The sequence below is a fragment of the Acinetobacter sp. 226-1 genome (assembly GCF_030329325.1).
GTDB classification, from domain to species: Bacteria; Pseudomonadota; Gammaproteobacteria; order Pseudomonadales; family Moraxellaceae; genus Acinetobacter; species Acinetobacter sichuanensis.
The window spans coordinates 74,453-99,990 of sequence record NZ_JACANU010000005.1; the positions used below are offsets into that span (position 1 = coordinate 74,453).

A 25,538-nucleotide genomic window follows, 5' to 3' on the forward strand; every position below is an offset into this window, starting at 1 on the left:
ACGCCACTTTTTTATTGTCTAAATTAATATGTTAGTGTGATTTCTGATTTTGTCGCTTCAGAAATTTGCTTTTTGCTCACAGGGTCTTGCTTACAGTTAAAGCTTTCAAATAAAGCCAATTGATCTGCAAAATGTGCATCTAACTGACCATTTTTATGTACAAAACCACTTTGACCCGGTGCAATGACTGAGCACATTGACACTTGATTTGGGCTAAGTACCACCTTGAAGCTTGCACTTCCTGCATTACTATAAGTCGATAATTGCTGTTCTGATTTTAAATCAGCCCAAGGAATACCCACTGAATTTTTTGCAGAAAAGTGCATATTGGCAACTGGCGTTTTCCAGTCATTTGGGTTTTCTGATTTATATTGTGTTTTAAGTTGTTTTAAGGCTAACTCAAGCGCATTTAACACAACATGATCGGGGTTTTCACCTCCTAAAAAGTCAACTTGTTGTGGAACGCCTGCATTTTTTTGTAAGGCATTCCAAATCAGTTTAGATGCTGGTGCAGGTTGGGCACTGCGCGGATCATTTTGTACAGGATATAAAGTATCGGTATATTTTTGATAAATTGTAGCAGGCAGGTTTGGTTTTAACACCAAAATGATCATTTGATCTAACCATGCACGCATAATTGTTGGTGCTGCACCTTGATAATATTTTCCTGTACTATCTGGGTTTAATTTCATATCCCATTGTTCAAGTAATGGGGCAATACTTTGTGCCAAAGCAGATGCATGTTCACTTTTGGCAACTTTAATCATATCTGGAATGAAATATCGCGCATTTAAATCAGAACGTGATGAAATACGATTGATTTCCCAAATGTCTTGTTGGCTAAATTTTTCTTTGGCTTTTAATGGTTCTAAGATTTCATTCACGCGATCGACATAAGAAAAGTTAGAAGAATCAGCGAATAAGTTGTTATAGGCTTTATTATTCCAACTCGCAATATAGCCTTTAGCTGGGTTTAATTGCTGCGGATTTTTTGAAAAATCATAAAATCCTTGCCATTCCATTGAGCCATCACCAACCGCAGGTAACTGAATATTTTGGTTAGTCGGGCGAATAGGTAAACGTCCAAGTGCTGCTACACCAATATTATTTTGCGTGTCTGCATAAAACCATGTAATAGATGCCGCAACACGTGACGCTTGGGTTAAAAAGTCCTTCCAATTGGTTGTTTTGGCTGCTTCTGCCCAACCGAGTAAGGTTTCAATTTCTTGTCCTTCCCAACTGCGACGTGTCGCATAGGCAGTATGATTGCTTTGGTCCCAACTACTGACAAAACCTTGTTTGGTTTTGTAGACATCAAGAAGATGATCTTCTTGGTTTAAAACTTTAATTTTGATTTGTTTATGTTCAAAAGGAATATATTTCCCTTGATACAAATACTCTTTAGGGTTAGATGGGTTAAGCTGAATTTGATAAATATCATTGGTATCTAAAGAGCCAACAGTAGAGCCCCAAGCGATTTTGCCATTTGTACCAAATAAAATTGCAGGTAAGCCCACAGGCGTAATACCTGTTAAATCATAACCTGCACCATGTAATCCTATGCCATAGGTAATTGCAGGTGTATACCAACCTTGTTGTGGTGCATTATATAAAACTGCTTGACCTTCTTGCGTCTTATCTGCATTTAGCACCCATGCATTACTTGCAGTGGGTACATCATTAACTACACCATTTCCCATAGTTAAACGCATTTGTTGCATATAACTTTGTGCGCTATAACTTGAGATGGGTTTTAAATTTTTACTGATTTGAGCCTGAGCTTTTAATGGAGAATTTTCAGTATCTACAATGGTTGGGGCGGTAGGGTCATTGAGCCAACGCAATTGATTATATATTTTCTTTCCTTCCTCAGCACCTTTGGCTTTTTGTAACTCTGTATATAAATCTAAATTTGCAACTTCAGAACTTGATGCAAAGAAGCGATTTAAAATCAGTCCAACCCAAACCATAGCGATATCTTCAGACTTCCATTCTGATGGTTTAAAACCATAGTCAATGAATTCTTTAGGCATAAGTTCAGGATTGGCAATGACTTCTTGAACGCGACGTGTAAAGCCTGCGGCATAACCATCAAAAATGGCTTTATCTTCAGGAGAAAGTTTGTCGAGTTGTTGGCGGATTGATTCAGGATCAAAGCGACTATGTGTAGCAATATCAAAAGCAAGATATTCTTTGCCTAAGACTTCTGCTGTCGTACCCCAGCCTGTACGTTTAGACATTTCCATTTGAAATAAACGATCTGTAGCAATCGCATATCCATAACCATAAAATAAACCATAGGTTTCATCTGCATAAATATGCGGCATACCATATTGATCTCGTTTGATCGAAATGGTTTTACTGGTTTCAGGGGGAGTACTCGGTGTAGATGATGAATTACAGGCAGATAGCAATAATGCAGCTATGCTGAGGCAACTCACCGTTACATTTTTTTTTAAAGCTGTACGATCCTTCGTCGATTTAACACATCCAGAGTTAATCAAGTTTTTGCTCCTTTTTGTTTTAAATAACCTAATAAAAATATTCAGATTTTTATTGGCTTTAAAAATATTAAAGACATAACATATATTATTCAATGTAATAATTAATTTAAAATTCCATTAATGAATGGAGTGATTTGCCATTGTGATTTTTTAAATTTTTAAAGATGCATTGTTTTAATTTAAGTTTTTCTAAAAAATGAGATTAAAATCTCATTTGAATGGTGATAAAATTAAAAAAGGTGATCAACTGAGCTTGATCACCTTATATCATTTCTAGGCAATAGATCATTGCCAAAGCATTAATCTATTTTCTTGAAAAGAAAATCATTGATCTTGTGACCTGCTTCAATACCACGACGCTCAAATTTAGTTTGAGGACGCCATTCAGGACGTGGGTAGCTATTGCCTTTACCTGCTAAATTTTCTAAGCGAGGACGGTTGTCAAGAACATCAAGCATCCACTCAGCATAAGGTTCCCAGTCAGTAGCAGCGTGGAAAGTTCCCCCAATTTCTAGTTTTTCTTCAACAAGAGGCATGCGGTCATGTGAAACAAAACGACGTTTGAAATGACGCTTTTTCTGCCAAGGATCAGGGAAATATAATTGAATGGTATTGATACTATTGTCTGGCATTTCGCGCAATACTTGGATCGCATCTGCATCTAAAACACGTAAGTTGCTTAGTTCTGCCATACCTGCTTCATAGACACATTGTGCAATACCCGGAACATGAACTTCAATACCAATAAAGTTGCGTTCAGGATTGGCTTTTGCCATGAGTACTAACGAACGTCCCATACCAAATCCAATTTCAACAGTAAGTGGGCGTTCAGGATGTGGAAAATGTTGGCGTAAATCACCAACAGGGTATTCCAAAATTAAATCACGATGTTGTTCAAGCGCAGAACGTTGTGAAGTATTTAGAGGCGCAGAACGACGCATAAAAGTCACAATTTCACGGTGCTCGTGCAAATTGTCTAACTCTACAACTTGCGCTCCAATTTGATCGTTTGACATAAGCTTGGGGATTACCAAAAATACAAAAGCGCTATTTTAAGTACTCTACTTTTCAAGTCAAACCTTTTATAGAGAATTCAAGCATAAAAAGTGTAATGTGAACACTTTAGCTGGAATTGTCATGAAATATTCATGGCGATGTCATGTATGAAAACTAAGCTAAATTTAATTTAAACAAAAAATGTTCAAATCATGAAATTATTCAAGCCACATACACTTGCACTCAGTTTAACGCTGCTGAGCTGTTCTTTTTCAAGCCATGCACAATTGATGTTTAGCCAATATATTGATGGGTCAGCCAATCGCAAAGGTCTAGAAATTTATAATCCTGATGCCAGTAAAGTGAATTTAGCAGATTATGAAATCCAACAGTTTAGCAATGGCGGTACAATTAAAACCTTAACAGTCACATTACAAGGTGAGTTGCCAAGTCAGCAGAAGTTCGTCATTGGTCGTTCAGAGTTAAAAGCAGCTATTGGTGATCAGGTCAATCAAGTTGCAGGATTATCCTTTAATGGTGATGATGCTTTAGTTCTACTTTATCGAGGAGTGCCCGTAGACCGTTTTGGTCGTGTCGGAGAGCGTCCCGAGGGTGGCTGGGGAACAGCAGTTAAAAGTGTAGCAAATAGCTTTCAATGTATAGAAACACAAAATAATGTTGTGAGTATCGAGAGTACTGCAAATTTTAATTTAGATCAGTCATGGACAGTATGGATAGATCGCAACGCTTTTTCAAATTATTTAACAGGGGCAGTAACACCACCTGTAACGTCTATAAGTTGTAATGCAACAGATACCGCTATTGCTGATTTACAAACAGCACAGCAAAATCAAAATTATATTATTCGTGGTGTAATCACCGCAGATTATCGTTATCAAGATGGTTTTTCAGGTTTTTATGTACAAACTGCGGACAGTAAAGCCAAAGCTGACGTAAGCAATGCGATTTTTGTTTATGTTCCTACAAGCAGTCATATAACAGGGGGCAAAGTTGGTGAAGAAGTTATTCTTAGAGGGCGCCTAAGTAATTATCAAAACCAATTACAGATTGATCAACTCAGCAGTAATATTCAAACGTGTAATACTTATGCAGCAAGTTTAGTTAGCCCACAAAATTTAACTCTGCCATTTACAGACTTAAACTCAAGTACAGGGCATGTACCAAAGCGCTATCAAGGGATGTATGTCAGATTGCCTCAAACATTAACAGTGAGTGAAAACTATAGCTATGGGCGTTATGGAGATTTGTCTTTAAGTCTTGGGCGTTTGTATATTCCAACAAATTTATTTGCAGCAAAATCTCCTGAAGCGATTCAGTTAGCAAAACAAAACTTGCTCTCAAAAATCATTTTAGATGATGGTTTTAATAATCAAAACAGAACCCCTTGGTTGCCACAGTATTTTAATGCTAAAAATACACTGCGTTCAGGTTATCAACTCAAAAATGTTGAGGGTATTTTAGAATATCGTTTTAATGCATGGCGTATTCAACCTATTCAAGGTCATACAGCACCTGAAGTGATTCAGGACAGTAATTTGCGCTCAGGTGTGATTGCGAAAGAAAAACAACAGATTCGTGTCGCTGCTTTTAATGTCCTAAATTATGATAATGGTGCAGAAAAAGGTTTTCCTACAGAACGTGGTGCTAGCTCACAAGCTGAATTTGATAAACAACATCTTAAAATTATCAGTGCTTTAAAGCAAATTGATGCTGATGTTTATGGCTTAATGGAAATTGCAAATAATGGCTATGCTGAAAATAGTGCAGTTGCTTACTTAACGAAAGCTTTGGGTGCTGATTGGAAATATGTGATTCCACCTCATTCAGCAAAATTAGGTAGCGACGCGATTGCTGTTGCGATTATTTATAATGCTAAACGTGTGAAACCTGTAAAAGATGCTGTCATTTATGATGATGCAACGCAAATGAATCGCGTGACAATGGCACAAACATTTCAGGCTGTAAATGGTGGTAAGAAATTTACAATTGTTCCAAATCATTTAAAATCAAAACGTTGTGATGGTGCAACAGGTTTGGATCTCGACCAAAATGATGGGCAGGGTTGTTATAATCAAACACGTTTAACTGCGGTACAAAAATTGAGTCAATGGATTGCCACCAATCCAACCAAAGTACCAAATCCTCATTATTTATTGGTGGGTGATTTTAATAGCTACGCCAAAGAAGCACCTATTTTAGAACTTGAAAAAGCCAATTATAAAGCTTTATTAAATGATGAAAAAATCGGTCAAGCTAAGACGGCTTATAGTTATGTTTTTGGTGTGGCAAGTGATGCCAATGGTTATGGTGGTGCAGGAAATTTAGATCATGCGATTGCTGATCAAGATTTATATCCACGGGTAAGACGTGCATTTGCATGGCATATTAATGCTGACGAGCCTACAGCACTGGATTATAACGAAGAATATAAAACAGATGAGCAAAAGCGTGATTTCTATGCTGCTGATGCCTATCGTTCATCTGATCACGATCCGATTATTGTTGATTTAGATCTCAGAGGAAATGCACAGGATCCTGACCATAATCAAGGAAATGGAAATAATCAGACAGGTTCTACCATCGCTGATTTTTTTGCAGCTTTATGGAATTGGTTAGGGCAAATTTTCTCAGCGAAATAAAATATAAACATAACTGAAAAAGAGAGTGTAACGCTCTCTTTTTTATTTTCACTTTTATAAATAAAGGATGACACGAATTAAAGTTGAGGTTGGGATGGATTGGATTTCAAAATGACCTCTTAAACGTTGCACACGAACTTGCATACTTTGCAAACCAACATGAAAGCCTTGTTGTACAAGGAGTGGGTCAAAACCTTGCCCATTATCATGTATTTCTAAAATAAGTTGTTGTTGATGTTGTTGTAATTTAACTTCAACATGGTTTGCATGGCTGTGTTTGACAATATTCGTTAAAGCTTCTTCAGCAACACGTAAGAGGGTTAAGCATTGTAAGGGAGTGGGTGTAATCACCCATGTTGGTGCGACAGTCCATGTGGACTGAATATCCATTTCTTCAAAAATTTGTACAAAACGATGCCGAATAGAAGCCACCCATAAAATAGGATTTTCGGGGGTTTTGGTGTCCAAACTGGCACTGGTATCAATCACTTGACGCAAATCATTGCGTAGTAATTTTAAAATAGACAGCATTTGTTGTTTTTCAATATGTTCATGATGGTCAACTAAAATAATGGAGCGAACTATTGATCCTCCAATACCATCATGTAAATCTTGTGCCAAATGGATTCTTTCTTGTAATTTAACATTGTCTAAGGCGAGGGCATGTTGCTGGTTCAGCAAAGTTGATAATTCGGACTGTGCATTTCGCACTGTATCTTCTAGCGTTTTGTTAAAATTCTCAATTCGTTTGGCATTGTTTGATAAACGTAAAGCCAATACAAAACCAATAAATAAACTGGTAATCGGTGCTGTGTATGGAGAGAGAACACTGCCTTCAAGTGTCATCATGTAATAAGCATCATTAAAGGCGATAGGAAGAAATGAAATTTGTACAAATGCTAAAAAATAACCTTCAGGAACTTTTGAACGATAGGCAATATAAGGATAAGTTATACATTTTAAGACAAAAATTAGCACTGCAAGTACAAAAATTACTTGATGAATCACAGGTTGAAAATGTTCAGGTGTAAACAAAATCGTCATGCTGCTGATTGCAACAAAAGCCCATAATGCTCTTTCGATGACTATAAATTTTTGCTTGGCAAATCGCCAAATCGCAATACAACTAAAAGTCACATAAAAACAGAAAACAATGAGATGAAGTTGATCAACTTGTAAATTATTTAAATGAAAAATCGGTTTAGGATACATCGCGATGATTAAATACATCGTCCAAAAACAACCTAAAATAGAAAACCAAATAAACGATTTATTACGACGATCAAATAACCAAACCAATATACATAACAGAGCAATAACTAAATTAATCATAATATTGAGAATAGTGAGTGTACGTTTCTCAGTCAGATGATGTTGATAAATTGGCTGCATTTTTTGTGGCGAGCCAATATATAAGCGTCCTAAACCTGCTTTTTGTGTAGGGACGCCAATGACATGAATAATCAGTTGATTTTTCCCATATTTTAAACTTGCAGCGGGCAATAACCATTGTTGTGGTAAGTGCCAATTTCGTGATATAGGGTCTGTTAAATATTGATCTTGATAAATCAGTTCATCATTTAAAAAGATTTGTGCAGCCATGTTGATATTTTCAATGACGAGCTGTTGTGCAGTATGGGTATTGGTTGGGCAAAGATATGTCCAGTCGATGCTATACCATGCACTTTTTTGATTATTTTTCCATTCTTTAGACCAATAGTCGGGTAGTTTTTCAACATTACGCCAACCTGATTGGGGGAAAGATTCTCCAGTTTGCCCTGAACCTTGAGCAACACTTATTTTCTCGATTTTAGCGGTACAAATATCTTGAATTGTAGGGGAAATAGGGGCAGCATTTGTTTTAGAAATAAAGAAAAAAATGAAAAACAAGAATATGAAGCAGTGACAAACCCATATCTTTTTCAATGAGCGATTTGTTTGCACCTGAAGAACATACTGTTGAAGCATATAAGCCATAACTCTTGATTTATTTAATCTTTGATCTCTATGAAAGTGAATGAGATGAAAGATCTTTTAAAATGTGTAAAGTTGCCCGAATGGTCGTTTCACCTTGAGTAGAATGCATTTCAAACTCACCCCCTAAGCGTTTAATCCGAACTTGCATGCTTTGTAAGCCAACATGAAAGCCTTGTTGCACACTTAGTGGGTCAAAACCGCACCCATTGTCTTGAATTTCTAAAATTAAAATATGATTTTCTATTTCAATTAAAGACACTTGAACTAGACTCGCTTGACTATGTTTGACAATGTTGTTTAGTGCTTCCTCAGCAACCCGTGCGAGCGTTAAACACTGTAAAGGGGCTGGTGTAGTCACCCATGTCGGTGGAATTTGCCAAATAGATTCAATATCCATTTCTTCAAAAATTTGTACAAAACGATGCCGAATAGGGGCTGCCCATAAAATCGGTGTGTCAGGGATTTTTGCGCCTACACTAGAACCCATATCAATGACTTGACGTAAGTCATTGCGTAATAGTTTTAACATGGACATCATTTGAGCTTTATCAACATGCTCATTTAGATCAAGTAAAATCATAGAACGAGAAATAGAGCCACCCAGTCCATCATGTAATTCATGTGATAAGTTTAGTCGCTCTTGTAAACGAATATTATTGATTTCTAATTGATATTTTTTATTTAAGGAATGTTCTAAATCAACGGTTACTTTTTCAACTGTATGGCTTAAGTTTTGATTAAATAATTCGACTTGGTTAATATTTTGTGCAATACGCCAAGCCAAAATACAAGAAATGGCTAAACTGGTAAATGGTGCAGCAAAAGGTGTCCAAAAAAAAGCGTTAATATCAACATGTCGAATTGTTAAATCATGAATCGCAATAATAATAAAAATTAAAAAAATAGCAGCTAAAAATAAAACTTCTGCATTTCGATTTTTAAAAGCGAGCCATTGAAAAAATAAACAATTACTTAAAAAAACAGTACAACTATAGAGAAAACAAAATAGGCTAACCTCTCTTAAATAGGTAACAGGTGTAATAAAAAGAATTACACTGAAAATGATGGTTAATCCTAAAAGAAAATATTCAGTTTTTTTAAAATTTTTGTGTGCAAAACGCCATGAAAATAAGCATAAACAATAAACATAACCCAGCAATAAAATAAGATTCAAACGTGCTGTCATTAATGTATCTGTTAAAGGGATTGGCTTCGTCATTAAAATATTACTAATGAATCCAATCCAAAAAAATGAGGTTAATGCAAACCAGCCAAAAGCAGATTCTTTACGGCGAAATAACCAAATAAATAACCCCATTAAACCTAAAACTAAAGTAATAATTAGGTTAATCACATAGGTGCTGCGTCGTTCTAAAACCAATCGTTTATATAATTGAGTAATATCATCTACAGAACTAAATTCAATGTTATTGATTCCAGAAGCTTGAGTATGGACGCCCACAACTTTCACTAAAATTTCATTGCGGTCTGTATGAATGGTCGATGCGAGTAGTGTCCACATACGTGGCATATTCCAACTACGAGATAATGGCTCTACTAAAGATTCATCTTGCCAAAGTAATTCGCCATTATGATAAACAGCACCTGCCATATTAATACGGTCGATGAGGAATGCAGCAGGTTGTTGTTGATCAAGTTTAGATGCACACTGTCTTTGCCAAATAATTTTATACCATGCCGTGCCTGAATAATTTCTCCAGTCCATATCCCAATTATGCGGCAGTACTACAGTTTTCCATCCTGTCTGCGGCACAGGATCATTATAATGAGATACTTGGGCAACTTGAGTGCTTAAAATTTTAAAATGACAATGAGCATTGCTTGCGTTATTTAAAGGTGTAGACGCATGGCTAGACATGATCCAGAGACTAGAAAAGATCAGGAACAGCCATGAGAAAACACCTGAGTTCAATCTAAGATCCCCATATGACGTGCTGCATCTACAGCCATAATTCGTGTTGAAACAGCAAGTTTTCTATAAATATGTTTAATATGTGACTCAATGGTATAGCGTGAAAGTGATAATAAATCAGCGATTTCTTTATTGCTTAGACCTTGAGAAACTAAAATTAAAATTTCTTGTTCACGTTTTGATAATACTTCAGTTTTTTCTTTATTGCTTGGATGATTAGACTGTGTTGCTAAGGTATCAATTTGCAATTTTTTTAAAATTTTTTGGGCAATAAATGGGTCAATTGGCGCACCGCCACGTAACATACTACGAATAGATAACATGACTTCTAAATTATCCCGTTCTTTGAGGACATAACCTGTTGCTCCTGCACTAATGGCATTTAAAATGACATCCTCAGTACTCCATGCAGAAACCACCAAAACCAAAATACTCGGATCATATTTTTTTAGGGTTTTAATAAAGTCGATTCCATTTCCATCAGGCAAACCTAAATCTACCAATGCAAAAGAAGCAGAATGCTTTTCTAAAAGTGAATTGGCTTGTGCTAAGTCTGTAGCAAACAATAAATTTTCTTTATGGTATCCCATATCTAGTAGGATTTCTTTCAAACGAATTTGTATGAGTGGTTCATCCTCCACAATAATTACAGGAACAGGTAAACTTAACTCATTATTAACCATAAAATTTCTCTAATAATTTGTTTTATATAATGTGCCTGTATTCTAGGCTTATAGATATCCCTGATATTAGGTATTTTTCTAAGTTTTTTATGTATTTTTGTATGAAATGCTTAAAATAAAAGCAGTTGAAAAATACATTTGATCACTTTTGGTGCAAAAATTTTTTTGAATAAAAAAAGAGCCTAGGATTAGACTCTATTTATAAGAAAATAAATCTTAAAAACTAAATGAAGTAACTGGTTTTAGTCATTAACTTTGAAATAGCCGTCATCGTAATTTTGACAGGGATCGGGAGGTTGACACCACCTGCATCTAAAGCAGTATCACGATGATGCAGTTCATCTTCATTCATTTGCACCAAAATTTTACGCGAGCGTTCATCTTGAGGTGGCAATTGGCTGATATGATGTTGTAAATGCAAACTCACTTGACGTTCAGTTTCAGCGACAAATCCTAAGCTATATTTGTCGCCTGCGATTCCTGCTAATGCACCCATACCAAAAGATAAACCATACCAAACAGGGTTCAGCAAACTTGTATGACTATCTAACTCTTTTAAACGGTCTTCACACCAAGCTAAATGGTCTTGTTCTTCAAGTGCCGCAGCTTGCATTTCACGACGTACATTAGGAAGTTTTGCAGTCAATGCTTGCCCATGATAGAGCGCTTGAGCACACACTTCACCGCTATGATTAACACGCATTAAACCCGCAACATGACGCGCTTCGCTTACTGCCAATTTAGTTTCGGTATTGACTGAAGGATTCTCACGTTGTGCAGAGGTTGTTCCTGGCACTAAGCTTCTTAGGGCTTGATCAAAAGAATGAATAAATTTGTCGATACCCGTGTAATGACGCATGTCAATCCTCCAAAGTAATTTGGGTTGTTGCAAGTAATGGTTTTAAGCGTATGAGTAACCATATACAAAATAAGCCACTTAAAATCGCAGTGATACTGAAGAGTATTTTAATATCAAGCTTGAGTACACTTAAAATAATTATAGAGAATATTGCAGATGAAACCATGAAAATTGCATTAAAAATATTATTGGCTGCAACAACACGCGCACGATGGGATTTAGGTGCATATGCTTGCATTATGGCATATAAAGGCACAATATAAAAACCACCACAAACCCCCAATAATGTTACAGCACACATCACATGATAATATGCCCAACCTGCTTGGAAGACTTGGGCAATTCCCATTAAATCACCTGTATGTGTTGGAATAAAAGCTAAACTTGCTGCAAAATAAAATGCAAATAAAGTCAAACCGATTGCACCAATGGGCACCATTTTAATATTCACTTCACTGCCACCAAACTTACGGCACAACAATGAACCAATACCAATACCAACAGAAAAAAAAGTTAATAATAAGCTAGAAACATTTTCATTGGCATGTAAGTTCTGCAAAGTCACTTGTGGAATCTGAGTTAAATAGGTAGCACCATAAAACCAATACCAAGAATTTCCTAATAAAACTAAAAAAATTAAAGGTAAGCTTTTTGCATATTTAATGGTTTGAAAACTGGTGCGAAAAAAATTCCAATCAATTTTTAAGTCATTATTTAGAGTAGGTTGTTTTAATATAAAACGACTGGCAATAAAACCAAGTACAGCAATAATAATGACAGTTAAACTAATCCAAAGTAAATTGCCTGCCGAAACTGAAATAACAGCACCACCAATAATCGTTCCTAATAAAATAGCAATCGAGGTACCTGATTGAAATAAAGCATTTCCTGACATTAATTCATTGGGTTTTAAAATTTCAGGCAAAATAGCGTATTTAATGGGACCAAAAAATGTACTATGAGTACCCATTAAAAAGAGGGCAAATAATAAAACCCATAAATTGCCCATTAAAAAACCTGCGGTTGCCAGCAGCATAATGAAAATTTCAAGAATTTTAATTGCACGAACTAAAAAGGAACGCTCATATTTATCGGCAATTTGTCCTGCTGTAGCAGAAAAAATAAAATACGGTAAAATAAATAACAATGCCGCAAGATTATTTAAAGTGCTGATGGAGGTGCCATTTAAATGAATCCAACCATAGGTAATGACAAGTAGTAATGAGCCTTTGAAAACATTATCATTTAATGCACCAAAAAACTGGGTGAGGAACATGGGCAAAAAACGTCGAGTTCCTAAGATATGTTCATTTTTTTCCATTCAGTAAGCCATTCATTTAAGTTATATTAAGAAATGTGAGCATTTGGTAACTATATCGCAAAATCATGTATGATATTTTTAACGTCCAAGATAATGTGAAAAGCCAAGTGTTTTCAGTTGGTTTTGGGAACTTTCATTACTCTTATTTTCCATTTATATATTATGGTGTTTAGAGCTTGCTATGCTAGCAAAAATCAAATTTAAAAAATCTATGCTTGCACATTGTATGTATGGCATTTTTAACACAAATGATCTAAATAAACTGTTGTGTGCGAGTATTTTTTTGAGTGTTTGTGCGGCACAAAGTTCCCATGCCTTAGAGACCGAAAATGTGGAGTCGCGCTCACAAACGTTGGCTGGAAATACGCAAAAACAGCTTGAAAATGCAGCTGAACAGCAAGGTTTAGGCAAAGAAAAAATTGACCAAATTGATGAACGAATCAAGGAAATCAATCAGGATAAAGTCGCTGTAGATAGTGTAGAAATGCTGCAACAGCAAGAGCAAAATCCTGCAACTTTAAACGACTTTAAGCCGATCGAATTTGAACAATTAGAAGAACTACCTGAAAATAATGTTGATAGTGTTTTAGCGAATGAAATTTTTAAGGTTGCAGAAGAAGCCAAAGTCGAAGCACAAAACTTTCGAAATGGTGTGGCTCAGGCACCTGAAATTACGGTAAATGATGCAACACAACAAGAAATTTCTGAAATTACCACAGCACCTACAGATGTAAAGGATGTCAATGAGCTAATTCGCTCTATTCGTGCAGACAATAAAATTGTGGTTGAAGCCAACGAGTCTGGTCGGACTTTGTCTGACATGAGCGTTGAAGATCAAGAGCCGAAAAAAGAAGCCAATATTTTTAAGCGTATTCTTTATAGTATTCGTCCAGCAAAATTTGATACTGCAAAAGTAGAGCGTATCAGTGCAGAGGTTGAAGGTGCGCCAACGATACTAGCCAATAATATCAAAGCAAAACTTTCGAGTTTTACAACGGAAGCATTTTCTGATTTTAATGCGGCAGTTCCTCAGCTTAGAACATTATCAAACCAAGCAGCACAAGCCGTTGGTTATTATAATGCGAAGTTTAAATTTCAAGAAATGAGTGAAAATAAAGTTAAAGTTATTGTAGAAGCCAATGATCCTGTTTTAATCGAAGAACAAAATATAGAATTCGCTGGTGCAGGGAAAAATTTAGCTCAATTACAAGTCATTCGAGTTTTACCTGAGCAAGATGTTGGCGATATTTTAAATCATGGTGCTTATGAAGCGACAAAAACACGTATTGTTGATGCTGCAACGAATAATGGTTTCTTTGACAGCTATTGGCGATTACACGATGTAAAAGTGAAACAACCACAGAATAAAGCAGATATTAACTTACGTTATGAAACGGGAGAGCGATATAAACTCGGTGAAGTTGAGTTTAGAATGAGTGACCCAACGAAACCTCTCCCGATTGATTTGAAAGTGTTGCAGTCGATGGCGCCATGGAAAGCGGGCGCTGATTATACCGCTTGGCGTGTAAACTCATTAGCAAATAACCTAACCAATTCACGTTATTTTAATTACACTTTGGTTGATGCTGTTAAACCAGATCCTATTGAAAAACCTTTAGAGTTACCTCCTGATTTACAAGCTTTAGTCGACCAAGAAAAAATTTCAGAGGCAGCATTTGCCGACCAAACTGAGAGTAAAAAAATACACCATTCAGCGACAGAAGTGACGCAAAATGTTGTGGATGAAAATCAGTTCGCAGGGGCAAATAGTGCTGAGATGAACCCTAATGCACGTATGATGCAAGCACAACAAGAAGTAAAACAATCGGAAACTGAGCTATTACAAGAAAAGGCACGTGAGGAAAAAATCATTCCTGTTATTGTGACTCTAAATGCGGATCGTTTGAATAGTTTAGAAGCTGGTATTGGTTATGGAACAGATACAGGGGTACGTTTACGTGGGCAGTATCGCCGTGCCATTGTCAATCATTTAGGTCATTCTTTTGATGCCAATATGGAGTTATCACAGATACGCCAATCATTTGATGGTCGTTATAATATTCCTTATAAACATCCACTTAATGACTATATTAGTTTAGTAGGTGGGTATGAGCGTGAAGAGCGAGACAGTATAGGTAATGACATGAGTCTTGTGATTGAGTCTGCTGTTGCAGGGGCAGACCGTATTATTAAAGGCTCACGTAAAGACTGGCAGCATGTATTTGGTGTGCGTTATCGTTTAGATCGTGTGACTCAATCGGGTTTAGTTGATCTTGAAAATATTCCAGATGCCTTTTTGATTCCTGGTGCAAACCAAGAACAAGAATCTTTATTATTAGGTTATGAAACTTCAAAAACCACTAGTGATAATCGTTTAAATCCAACACAAGGTTTTAAACAATCTTATAAAGTCCAAGTGGGTAGTAGTAGTTTATTAACAGATACAGACATGGCGATTGTCAATGCGACATGGAAAGGCTTGTATTCATTAGGTGAAAATAACGATCATCAATTTGTTGCAGGTTTAGAAACAGGTTATATTTTTGCTAAAGATTTTGCCAAAGTACCTTATAACTTACGCTTCTTTGCAGGTGGTGATCAAAGTTTGCGTGGCTTTGATTATAAAAGCTTATCTCCAGAAGAATATGGCTATAAAGTAGGCGGTCAGGCACTGGCAATATGCTCTTTAGAGTATAATTATCAGTTTAAAGAAGGTTGGCGTGCTGCGGTTTTTAGTGATGTTGGTAATGCTTTTAATGATAAATTTTCGAATGATCCTGAATATAGTGTTGGGGTTGGTATTCGTTGGAAATCACCGATTGGTCCAATACGTCTAGATGTTGCTTCTGGGATTTCTGATCCAGATAAGCCTATACGCTTACATTTCTTTATTGGTTCACAACTTTAATGACATAATAATTTAAATTTGGGATGGTTATGGCTGAAGATAAGCAGCAAGATATTCAAAATAATGATCAACAGCCTCAGCAAAAAACTGGGCATGAACCTCCAAAGCGGCATATATTACGCAATATTCTGCTGTCTATCGGTTTGGTCATTGTTTTACTGATAGCTGCTTTAGTGGTGATGTTTTCGACAGATAAAGGCAGTAAATTTTTATTAGATCGTGTCGCAGCAAGTCAAAAAATTATCCATTATGATTATGAGGGTGGAAATTTATTACAAGGAATTATTTTAAAAAATATTCTTGTGACACTCGCAGCAGTTGATGTAAAAATTGATCGTGCTGATATCTCTTTAGGTTGGCGTGCAATTTTAGATAAAGAAATTCATCTGGGGCATGCAGATGTTCGTAATCTCAGAGTCATTAGTAAATCTCCGCCAAGTGATGAACCTTTTAAGTTTAATGAAATAAAACTGCCTTTTGTATTACGTTTAGACAAAGCAGATGTAGACCATTTACAAATACAGACTGCAACGAGCAAAATTGATTTTAATGATGTTCATTTAGAAGAAGCTTTGTGGTCTGGTACTGCACTTAAGTTTAAAAATTCCCGTGTTGATATGGGATATTTGCTGGTAAAAAATGCAGAAGGTGCGATGGATTTTCAAGGGAAATATCCATTAAAAGCCAAAGCAGTGGTAAGTTTACCAGCCTTAAAAAGCTTAAATGTGCAAGATGTTTATATTCATGCTAGAGGCAGTTTAGATACCATTCAAGCAGGGGTTGCCACCCATACACCAGACTTGTTGACAGGTTGGGCGGTATTACACCCTATGCGCCCACATGTACCTATGCAAGGTGCATTAAATTTAAAAAATTACCATTTGCCTATTTTACCTGAACAAAAACTTTTAGCTAAACAGGGCATTGCAAAATTTAAAGGTGATATTCAAGGTTTAGATTTAGAGTTAGATACAAATCTAAGCGGTGCAAATATTCCACAAGGTCAATATAGTGCTTTGGCACATACTGATTTAATGACGCAATTAAATATTCAAAATTTTAATGGTCAGGTGATGGGTGGTGCAGTAAATGTCGCAGGTTTAGTGAGTTGGAAAGACCATGTTCAATGGGATGTTAAAGGACGTTTAGATCGTATTAATCCTAAAGATAAGTTGATACCACAAGCGATTCAAGACTTTTTACCTCCAAGTTTAGATGCCAATATTGCTTCTAAAGGCGCATTACAAAAAGGAATGCATTTAACTGCAAATGTAGATTTTGATAAATATGAAGCATGGAATCTGAAGCTTGATCAAGCTGAGCAGAAAAAGAAAACACCTGAACCCATGCTGATGGACGTGCAGTGGAAAAATATTGATCGTGCAGTGCCTTATATTGGTTGGCTGAGCAGTGAGAGTGGGCAAGTTAAACTGGCACTGGTTGAAGGGCAACAAAACGTTCATGTGGCAACTGTGGTACGCCAGCATGAAAAAGGATCGCTTCCTGCAGGTCAATACAATGCACAATTAGATTTAAAAGGTCATAATTTACATGTACCTACATTTAGCTATATTGCTGCTAAAGGTCGTTTAACAGGACAAGCCGTTGTAGAGTTACCAAGTGAAAAGCGCCAGTTAAAATGGAATGCTTCTTTAAATGCGACAGATTTTAATCCACAAGCTGTGCTTGTGACTGCACCTGTAAACTTGTTGAATGGTCAAATTAAAGCCAATGGTTATGCAAAACCAAATCAACAGATTATTCATTTAACAGAGATTGATTTGACAGGCAGAATGGCAGATCAAGCCAAAGCCGAAACGATTCAACTCAAAGGGACAAGTACTGCTGCAATCATTTTAAAGGATGAAAAAGCAGGTGGTGGCTTTAAAGGTTTTGCAGTCAATTACGATGGAACTTTGAATGCTTCACAATTTAAACAAGGCAGTGGTTTACTCAAAGTTCGTGTTTCAGGTACACCTGAACTGATCAAAATTGCTGACTTACAACATGATGGTATTGCTGGAAAAATTTCTGCAAATGGTTTGCTTCATATCAGTAACGGTATCGGTTGGGATGTAAACGCTTCTTTAGTGCGCTTTAAACCACAATATTTTGTTTCTGCTGTACGTGGTGAAGTTTCAGGTAATGTGAAGACACAAGGCACTTGGTCTGATCGTTTGAAACGCATTAATATTCAAAATTTGAATTTGGCAGGTATTATTAATAATAAACCTTTACGCGGCAAAGGAAACTTAGCTGTAGTCTTAAATTCAAATGAAAAAGGCTTTATGCCACAACAGTTTGAAGCAAATAACCTATTTTTATCTTATGCACAGAACCAAGTTCAAGCGACAGGAAATGCACAAAATTTACGTTTAAAAGTGAATGCTCCTGCACTTTATGAGCTGTATCCAGGGTTACGAGGTACAGCTTATGGCTATTTAAACTTACAAGCGCAACCACGTTTAAGTGCAACAGCAAACTTAAAAATTGATAATTTTGGTTTTAATAATAGCCTAAGTGTTGAAAAAATTAGTTTAATTGGTGAATTGCCAACATCTGAAAGTACACCATCTAAAATGGTGGCACGTATGGACAATTTACGTAGTGGTAATCGTCAAATTCAATATGCAGGAGTCACCTTAACAGGTACGCGCAAAGCACATTTATTGCAGTTACAAGGCTGGAACTATTATTCAAAATTTTATGTGCAGTTAGCAGGTGGCTTTAATGCGCAAAATGATTGGTTAGGACAAATTCAAAAAGGTGAATTTGACTCTGTACGCGCACATCTTTTACAAGATCAAGCTGCACCTGTTATTTTTACTGCTGCAAAGTCTGAGGTCTATGTTGGACAGCATTGTTGGTCAAGTAAGCAAAGCAAACTATGTTTTGATCAGCCTGTACGTGTAAGCCCAACAAAAGGTAATGTGTCATTTCTTACACAAAATTTAAATTTAACTGATTTTGCTGCTTTTATGCCAGAAGGTTTGGCATTAACAGGTGAATTAAATGGTTATGCTAAAGCGGCTTGGGCGCAAGGAGCACGACCAAAAATTGATGCTAAATTAATTACACGCAAAGGTAATATTGGGATTTCAGCAGAAAACCCAGATGATCCTGCAACATCCATGAACTATGATGAAGCAAGTGTCATTGTAAAAAGTGTTGCTCAAGGTGTATTAGCACGAGTAGATTTAAAAGCGCCTAATGTCGGTACGGGTTATGCAAGTGTAGTGATTGACCCATATTCAGAAGCGAAGGCAATGAAAGGTGAGGTTGCGTTTAATAAAGTGCAGCTAAAAATTCTTAAACCATTTATTGCAGATGTACGCAAGATTGATGGTACTTTGTCTTTGGCTGGAAATATTGGCGGTACATTATCACAACCTACTTTTGATGGTACATTACGTGTAGTCAATGGTGAGCTCAGCATGATTTCACTACCAATTAACCTTAAAAACATACAGCTTTATTCAAATATTCAACAAAACCAAGCCAGTATTGATGGCGCATTTAACAGTGGTCGTGGTGTAGGGAAACTAACAGGAAATATTGATTGGAAAAATGAACCACGTATCCAGTTGGTGCTTAAAGGTGACAAATTATTAGTACGTCAAGCGCCATTAATTACTGCTGTAGTGGATACTGATATTAGCTTAGATGCTTTGCCATTAAGTAAACGTGTGACGGTCAAAGGTAAAGTTGATGTTCCAAATGCTTTAATTTCAATGCCAGAGTCAAGTGCCACAGTTGTCAACGTTTCTTCTGATGTACGTATCGTACATGAAGGCGATAACCAACTGGCAATTTTGAAGGCTGCAAAACCTTGGGATATTCGTGCCGATATTGATGTAAGTTTGGGTAATAAAGTGATTTTCCAAGGCTTTAATAGTCGTATTCCATTGGTTGGGCGAGTGTATTTATCGCAGCGTGGTCTAGAAACAGCAATGCGTGCTAATGGTGCGATTGGTGTGAGTCAAAAAGTAACGATAGAAGCTTATGGGCAAAGACTTGATTTAAATCGAGCGATTGCACGTTTTAATGGTGCTTTGGCAAACCCAACATTAGACGTAGATACCAATAAGATCATCTCAGGAAGTACAGTGGGTTTACGTGTTACAGGCACGGCAAGCAGCCCAAATATCCAAGTTTATAATGATGCAGGATTGTCTGAACAAGAGGCAATGAATGCTCTAATTACAGGACGTATTAATGAAGGAAATAGTGGTTTGAGTAATGAGGCGGGCTTTAAGTCTGATATCAACAATACCATTGCAGCAGCAGGTATTAGTTTAGGCTTAGGCGGTACTCGTGCATTTACCAATCAAATTGGTCAAACTTTTGGTTTAAGTGGTTTAGCTTTAGATGCTCAAGGCACAGGTGATGATACACAAGTGAGTTTAACGGGTTATATTACGCCAGACTTATATATTCGTTATGGTGTCGGGGTATTTACACCTGTCAATAAACTGACATTACGTTATCAAATGAATAAACGTTTGTATTTAGAAGCAAGTCAATCTTTAGAAAAAGCAATCGACTTGTTCTATCATTGGCGTTTCTAAAAAATAATATGTGGGTAAAAAAGGCTTTATACAGCGCGTTATAAAGCCTTTTTTTTTAGAAAAATATTGTTATACGAGGTGAAGCACACCTAGATTTTACTTTGCTAAAAACAGGCGAATTTAAAAAAATATTGACTCAATGCAATGAAAATAACAAGAAAAACTCCAAATTGAAGTGAATTTCAGTATGATAAGGCGCGATAGGAGATATTTATGAAAAAGTCAGTTATCTTTGCTGTACTCGGTACAGTATTGGTCTTATCAGGTTGTGCAGAAAAGAAACCTGCAACTCCAGAAGAAATTTGGCAAGGCTATTGCACAAGTATTGGTAATGCTGCCCGTTCGATTACATTAGATCGTCAAAATGGGATTACGAAGAAAGAAGCAGTTGAGTATGCAAATAAAGTTACAGACCCAACAACTAAAGGTTTTGTACTTGAGTATTTGGAAAAAATTTATGCTGTGCCTGATGCTGAATTAAAAGCAGATAAAGATGCAATACAAACAAAGTTTAAAGAACAAGCGTATGAACAATGTTTAAAAACACCGCATGACCCGAAAAAAATGCCTGATTATAAACCGTTCTAAAAGAACGGTTTTTTTATGTAGCCAAAACTTGAACTGATCGCTACTATTTTTAATAATATTCTAACTATCTTTATATTATTTAACATAAATTTTTAAAAATTTAGAAAATTAAGGCAATGATGAAATTTACTCAAATTAAGCAATGTTTTCATGTACTCAGTTTTTCATTATTACTGGGATTTTCTGTGTCCAGTTATGCAGATTCAAAAGCTGTTTCAAAATCTACGCAACAACTGATCAAGAAAGCGGATCAAGGTGATCTTGCAGCGATTCATCAACTGATCGCAATCTATGGCAAAGGTGAAATCGTTGCCAAAGATGAAAATAAAGCACTGTACTATGCCAAACAAGGGGCAGTTTTAGGTGATACACAGTCAAAATATATGACGGGTATGATCTTATTACATCGTACAGATGTCTCGAAACCAGACATTGCAGAAGCAACAAAACTTTTAACTGAAGTTGCCGAATCAGGACATGCACAGACCCAAGCGACCTTAGGAAGTTACTATTTAACAGGGGAGCGTTTACCTAAAAATATTGAACTGGGCATCAAGTGGACAGAGGCTGCTGCCAAACAAAATCATGGTCTTGCACTCAATAATCTGGGTTGGATGTATTACAAAGGTACAGGAGTAAAGCAAGACAATCAGAAAGCAGTAGAATATTTAGAAAAAGGCGTAAAACAAAATAATGCTTTGGCTTATGCTAACTTGGCAACACTGTATAGCCGTGGTGATGGTGTAAAACAAAATGATAAAAAAGCAGTCGAGTTATTGGAAAAAGCGGCTGAACTTGGCGAGGCAACAGCAAAAGTAAATTTGGCTTTGGCGTATTACAACGGTATCGGCACGAAAAAAGATCAGGATAAAGCGTATCGTTTGATACAAGAAGCTGCTGAAGCAGGTGTACCGCAAGCCATTGCAATGTTGCAAGAGGCACAAACAGATTCAAAAGGTTGTCGTGAAGTTAAAAGTAGGGTTGATGGCAAGGTGTATACTGCGATTGAATGTCCATTATTCTAAATCAGTATTTCAAGATCACACAGCATTATCACTGAATTGGCTTATATTACAAATGTGAACAGAGCTTGTCATAAGTTGTTATAAAATATGATTAGCATAAAAAGTGAAAAGCATATATAAAATATAGAAATAGAAAATTAAAAAATAGCCATAGCCAAGGAGTAAGAAAATGGAAGTTATTGCGTATCTACACAATGCAGACTTGCTCTTAGAGGATGCACAAGGTGTTGCTGTGATTGGTGGAAGTCATTATGTACTGAGTTTAGGTGATCAAGTTTTTTTTCATGAAATGATTGATGAACAGGCTAAAATTTATCAAGTTAAAATTTCATTTGCTTGTGCTGAACATGTGATGTTGCATGAAGATGAAGTGCAAATAAAGTTCGAAGGTGGTCATGATGCTTATCAGCAGTATATAAAGCGTACAACAGTCCACTAAGGTTGAATATTTTTGTAGAAAAAAATCAGGCAACTTATTTGTTGCCTTTTTTATGGTTAAAATCAAAGAGAAATTTATAGAACATAATATCTTGATATTTTTCTTTATTTAATTCTCATAATGGGAGAATTTCTTTGCTATTTAAGTTGTTTTGTTGAATAGTGAGCGAAGCTATACGACGTAAAATGAAAAGCGTTAGCTAAAAAGTTGCTGTTAAATGATCAAAGTTGATGAGTATTTATTTACAAAATAATGGTCATCACGAATAAACACGATCTTTGCATTAACTTTTAACGCGATTTTTAGTAAAATTTGACAGTCCATATTGCTTGTGTAGCTTTTATAAGCAGGAATTCACAGGTAAATTTTTAAAAAGAGGAATAACACCGTGCTAGAAGCTTACCGCCAACACGTTGCAGAACGTGCCGCACTCGGAGTCCCACCGAAGCCACTTGACGATGCTCAAACTGCTGAACTAGTTGAATTATTAAAAAATCCACCAGCTGGCGAAGAAGCATTCTTAGTTGATTTGCTTGAAAACCGTGTTCCAGCGGGTGTTGACCAAGCTGCATACGTTAAAGCTGCATTTTTGACGGCTGTGGCTAAAGGTGAAGCAACTTCTCCATTAGTTTCTAAAGAACGTGCGGTTTACTTACTAGGTACTATGCTTGGTGGTTATAACGTTGCGCCTTTAGTTGAATTACTTGATGATGCTGCGCTTTCTGGTCTAGCTGCTGATGCATTGAAGAAAACGCTTCTTGTATTTGATGCATTCCATGACGTTGCAGAAAAAGCAAAAGCTGGTAATGCAAATGCACAAGCTGTTATGCAGTCTTGGGCTGATGCTGAATGGTTCACTAGCCGTAAAGATGTTCCAGAAGAAATCAAACTTACAGTTTTCAAAGTAACTGGCGAAACAAATACAGACGACTTGTCACCTGCACAAGACGCTTGGAGCCGTCCAGATATTCCATTACATGCAAATGCAATGTTGAAAAACGTACGTGATGGTATCAACCCAGAAGTTCCTGGTGAAGTTGGTCCATTAAACCAAATTAAAGACCTCATCGCAAAAGGCAATCAAGTTGCTTATGTGGGTGACGTTGTTGGTACAGGTTCATCTCGTAAATCTGCAACTAACTCTGTACTTTGGTTCTTTGGTGATGACATCGCTCACATCCCGAACAAAAAAGACGGTGGTTACTGCTTAGGTTCTAAAATCGCGCCGATTTTCTTCAACACCATGGAAGATGCTGGTGCGCTTCCAGTTGAAATCGATGTTCAAAACATGAACATGGGTGACGAAATCGTTCTTAAAATTGACCATGCTGCTGCGAAAGTAACAGCGTTCAAAGACGGCGAGCAAATTGCTGAATCTGAACTTAAAACTCCAGTGCTTTTAGACGAAGTTCGTGCTGGTGGTCGTATCAACTTGATCGTTGGTCGTGGTTTGACAACTAAAGCGCGTGAAGCTTTAGGTCTTCCTGCTTCTACTTTATTCCGTGCGCCAGTTCAACCTGCTGCTACAGGTAAAGGCTTCACTCAAGCTCAGAAAATGGTTGGTCGCGCTTGTGGTCTTCCTGAAGGTCAAGGTGTACTTCCAGGTACTTACTGTGAACCTAAGATGACGACTGTTGGTTCGCAAGATACCACTGGTCCAATGACTCGTGACGAATTGAAAGACTTAGCTTGCTTAGGTTTCTCTGCTGACCTTGTTATGCAATCTTTCTGCCACACAGCTGCGTATCCAAAACCAGTTGACGTTCAAATGCAACACTCGCTTCCTGATTTCATCATGAACCGTGGTGGTGTATCACTACGTCCAGGTGACGGTATTATCCACTCTTGGTTAAACCGTATGCTTCTTCCAGATACTGTTGGTACTGGTGGTGACTCACATACTCGTTTCCCAATCGGTATTTCATTCCCTGCAGGTTCTGGTCTTGTAGCGTTCGCTGCTGCGACTGGTGTTATGCCGCTTGATATGCCTGAATCTGTACTTGTTAAGTTCAAAGGTAAAATGCAGCCTGGTATCACTCTGCGTGACCTTGTACATGCAATTCCTTATGTTGCGATTCAGCAAGGTGACTTGACTGTAGAGAAGAAAGGTAAGAAAAACATCTTCTCTGGTCGTATCCTTGAGATCGACTTAACAGAAATGGAAACTGACTTAACTGTTGAGCAAGCATTCGAACTTTCTGATGCTTCTGCTGAACGTTCTGCTGCGGGTTGTTCTATCACGCTTTCTGAAGAGAAAGTTGCTGAATACCTGAAATCAAACATCACTATGCTTAAGTGGATGATTTCTGAAGGTTATGGCGATGCACGTACTATGGCTCGCCGTGTTGAAAACATGGAAAAATGGTTGGCTAACCCATCACTTCTTAAAGCTGATGCTGATGCTGAATATACCAAAGTATATGAAATTGACCTTGCTACAATCACTGAGCCAGTTCTTTGCTGTCCAAACGATCCAGATGATGCGAAATTGTTATCTGACGTTCAAGGCGTGAAAATTGACGAAGTATTCGTTGGTTCTTGTATGACAAACATCGGTCATTTCCGTGCGGCTGGTAAATTGTTAGAGAAAGTGCCTGGTGGTTCTTTATCTACTCGTCTTTGGTTAGCTCCTCCAACTCGTATGGACGAACGCCAATTGATGGAAGAAGGTTTCTATAACACTTATGGTAAAGCTGGCGCGCGTACTGAAATGCCAGGTTGTTCATTGTGTATGGGTAACCAAGCACGTGTAGCACCGAACACAACTTGTGTATCGACTTCTACTCGTAACTTCCCGAACCGTTTAGGTCAAGGTGCTAATGTTTACTTAGCGTCTGCTGAACTTGCTTCTGTTGCTGCTGTATTGGGTAAATTACCTTCTCCAGAAGAATACCAACAGTATGCAGCTCAAATTGACAGCATGTCTGCTGACATCTATCAATACTTAAGCTTCGACAAGATGGAATCTTATACAGATGCATCTAAAGAAGTAGATACGAAAAAAATTGCTGCTGCTCAATTGTCTTAATTGATTAAGTAGTTGAAAATAAGGGCTGATTAATCAGCCCTTATTTTTT

At 37.0% G+C, this 25,538-nt stretch carries 14 protein-coding genes; 7 read left to right on the top strand and 7 right to left on the bottom strand.

The genetic code is table 11. From position 1 onward, the window contains the following. Positions 1-23: 23 nt before the first annotated feature. Both HX124_RS10375 and trmB read right to left on the bottom strand, forming a co-directional pair. The gene (locus tag HX124_RS10375; RefSeq protein WP_286383472.1) at positions 24-2,441 is read right to left on the bottom strand and encodes a penicillin acylase family protein; all 2,418 of its coding nucleotides are present in this window, start codon (positions 2,439-2,441) and stop codon (positions 24-26) included. Positions 2,442-2,803: 362 nt separating this feature from the next. Beyond that, on the bottom strand, positions 2,804-3,520 hold the full coding sequence (gene trmB, locus HX124_RS10380) for a tRNA (guanosine(46)-N7)-methyltransferase TrmB (RefSeq protein ID WP_107007982.1): 717 nt from the start codon (positions 3,518-3,520) through the stop codon (positions 2,804-2,806). Positions 3,521-3,712: 192 nt separating this feature from the next. Here trmB and HX124_RS10385 point away from each other — a divergent pair, with 192 nt between their 5' ends. Beyond that, complete coding sequence (locus tag HX124_RS10385; RefSeq protein WP_286383444.1) at positions 3,713-6,160, top strand: ExeM/NucH family extracellular endonuclease; 2,448 nt, start codon at positions 3,713-3,715, stop codon at positions 6,158-6,160. A gap of 54 nt (positions 6,161-6,214) precedes the next feature. Here HX124_RS10385 and HX124_RS10390 read toward each other — a convergent pair whose 3' ends face one another. From HX124_RS10390 to HX124_RS10410, 5 genes are all read right to left on the bottom strand, one after another. Continuing rightward, entirely contained in the window at positions 6,215-8,050 is a 1,836-nt protein-coding gene (locus HX124_RS10390; protein WP_286383445.1) for a sensor histidine kinase, read from the bottom strand. A gap of 115 nt (positions 8,051-8,165) precedes the next feature. After that, complete coding sequence (locus tag HX124_RS10395; RefSeq protein ID WP_107007979.1) at positions 8,166-10,016, bottom strand: sensor histidine kinase; 1,851 nt, start codon at positions 10,014-10,016, stop codon at positions 8,166-8,168. A gap of 50 nt (positions 10,017-10,066) precedes the next feature. Continuing rightward, positions 10,067-10,753: a response regulator gene (locus HX124_RS10400; protein WP_286383446.1), complete on the bottom strand. Its 687-nt coding sequence runs from the start codon at positions 10,751-10,753 to the stop codon at positions 10,067-10,069. Between the two features lie 223 nt (positions 10,754-10,976). Further along, a complete protein-coding gene (coq7, locus tag HX124_RS10405) occupies positions 10,977-11,612 on the bottom strand; it encodes a 2-polyprenyl-3-methyl-6-methoxy-1,4-benzoquinone monooxygenase (RefSeq protein WP_286377446.1) in 636 nt (211 codons plus the stop codon). A 1-nt stretch (position 11,613) separates the two neighbouring features. Continuing rightward, positions 11,614-12,933 carry an MFS transporter gene (locus HX124_RS10410; protein ID WP_286383447.1) on the bottom strand — a complete coding sequence of 440 codons (1,320 nt, stop codon included), beginning with the start codon at positions 12,931-12,933 and terminating at the stop codon, positions 11,614-11,616. A 181-nt stretch (positions 12,934-13,114) separates the two neighbouring features. Here HX124_RS10410 and HX124_RS10415 point away from each other — a divergent pair, with 181 nt between their 5' ends. The 6 genes from HX124_RS10415 (at position 13,115) to HX124_RS10440 (ending at position 25,489) form a co-directional block, all read left to right on the top strand. Then, positions 13,115-15,841: an autotransporter assembly complex protein TamA gene (locus HX124_RS10415; RefSeq protein ID WP_286383448.1), complete on the top strand. Its 2,727-nt coding sequence runs from the start codon at positions 13,115-13,117 to the stop codon at positions 15,839-15,841. Positions 15,842-15,870: 29 nt separating this feature from the next. Continuing rightward, complete coding sequence (locus tag HX124_RS10420) at positions 15,871-20,409, top strand: translocation/assembly module TamB domain-containing protein (protein ID WP_286383449.1); 4,539 nt, start codon at positions 15,871-15,873, stop codon at positions 20,407-20,409. Positions 20,410-20,622: 213 nt separating this feature from the next. Continuing rightward, a complete protein-coding gene (locus HX124_RS10425; RefSeq protein WP_107007973.1) occupies positions 20,623-20,997 on the top strand; it encodes a hypothetical protein in 375 nt (124 codons plus the stop codon). Positions 20,998-21,113: 116 nt separating this feature from the next. Then, positions 21,114-22,022, top strand: a complete 909-nt coding sequence (locus HX124_RS10430; RefSeq protein ID WP_286383450.1) for a tetratricopeptide repeat protein — start codon at positions 21,114-21,116, stop codon at positions 22,020-22,022. Between the two features lie 169 nt (positions 22,023-22,191). Next, the gene (locus HX124_RS10435; protein ID WP_286377452.1) at positions 22,192-22,461 is read left to right on the top strand and encodes a hypothetical protein; all 270 of its coding nucleotides are present in this window, start codon (positions 22,192-22,194) and stop codon (positions 22,459-22,461) included. A gap of 388 nt (positions 22,462-22,849) precedes the next feature. Beyond that, positions 22,850-25,489: a bifunctional aconitate hydratase 2/2-methylisocitrate dehydratase gene (locus HX124_RS10440; protein WP_107007970.1), complete on the top strand. Its 2,640-nt coding sequence runs from the start codon at positions 22,850-22,852 to the stop codon at positions 25,487-25,489. Positions 25,490-25,538: the final 49 nt, after the last annotated feature.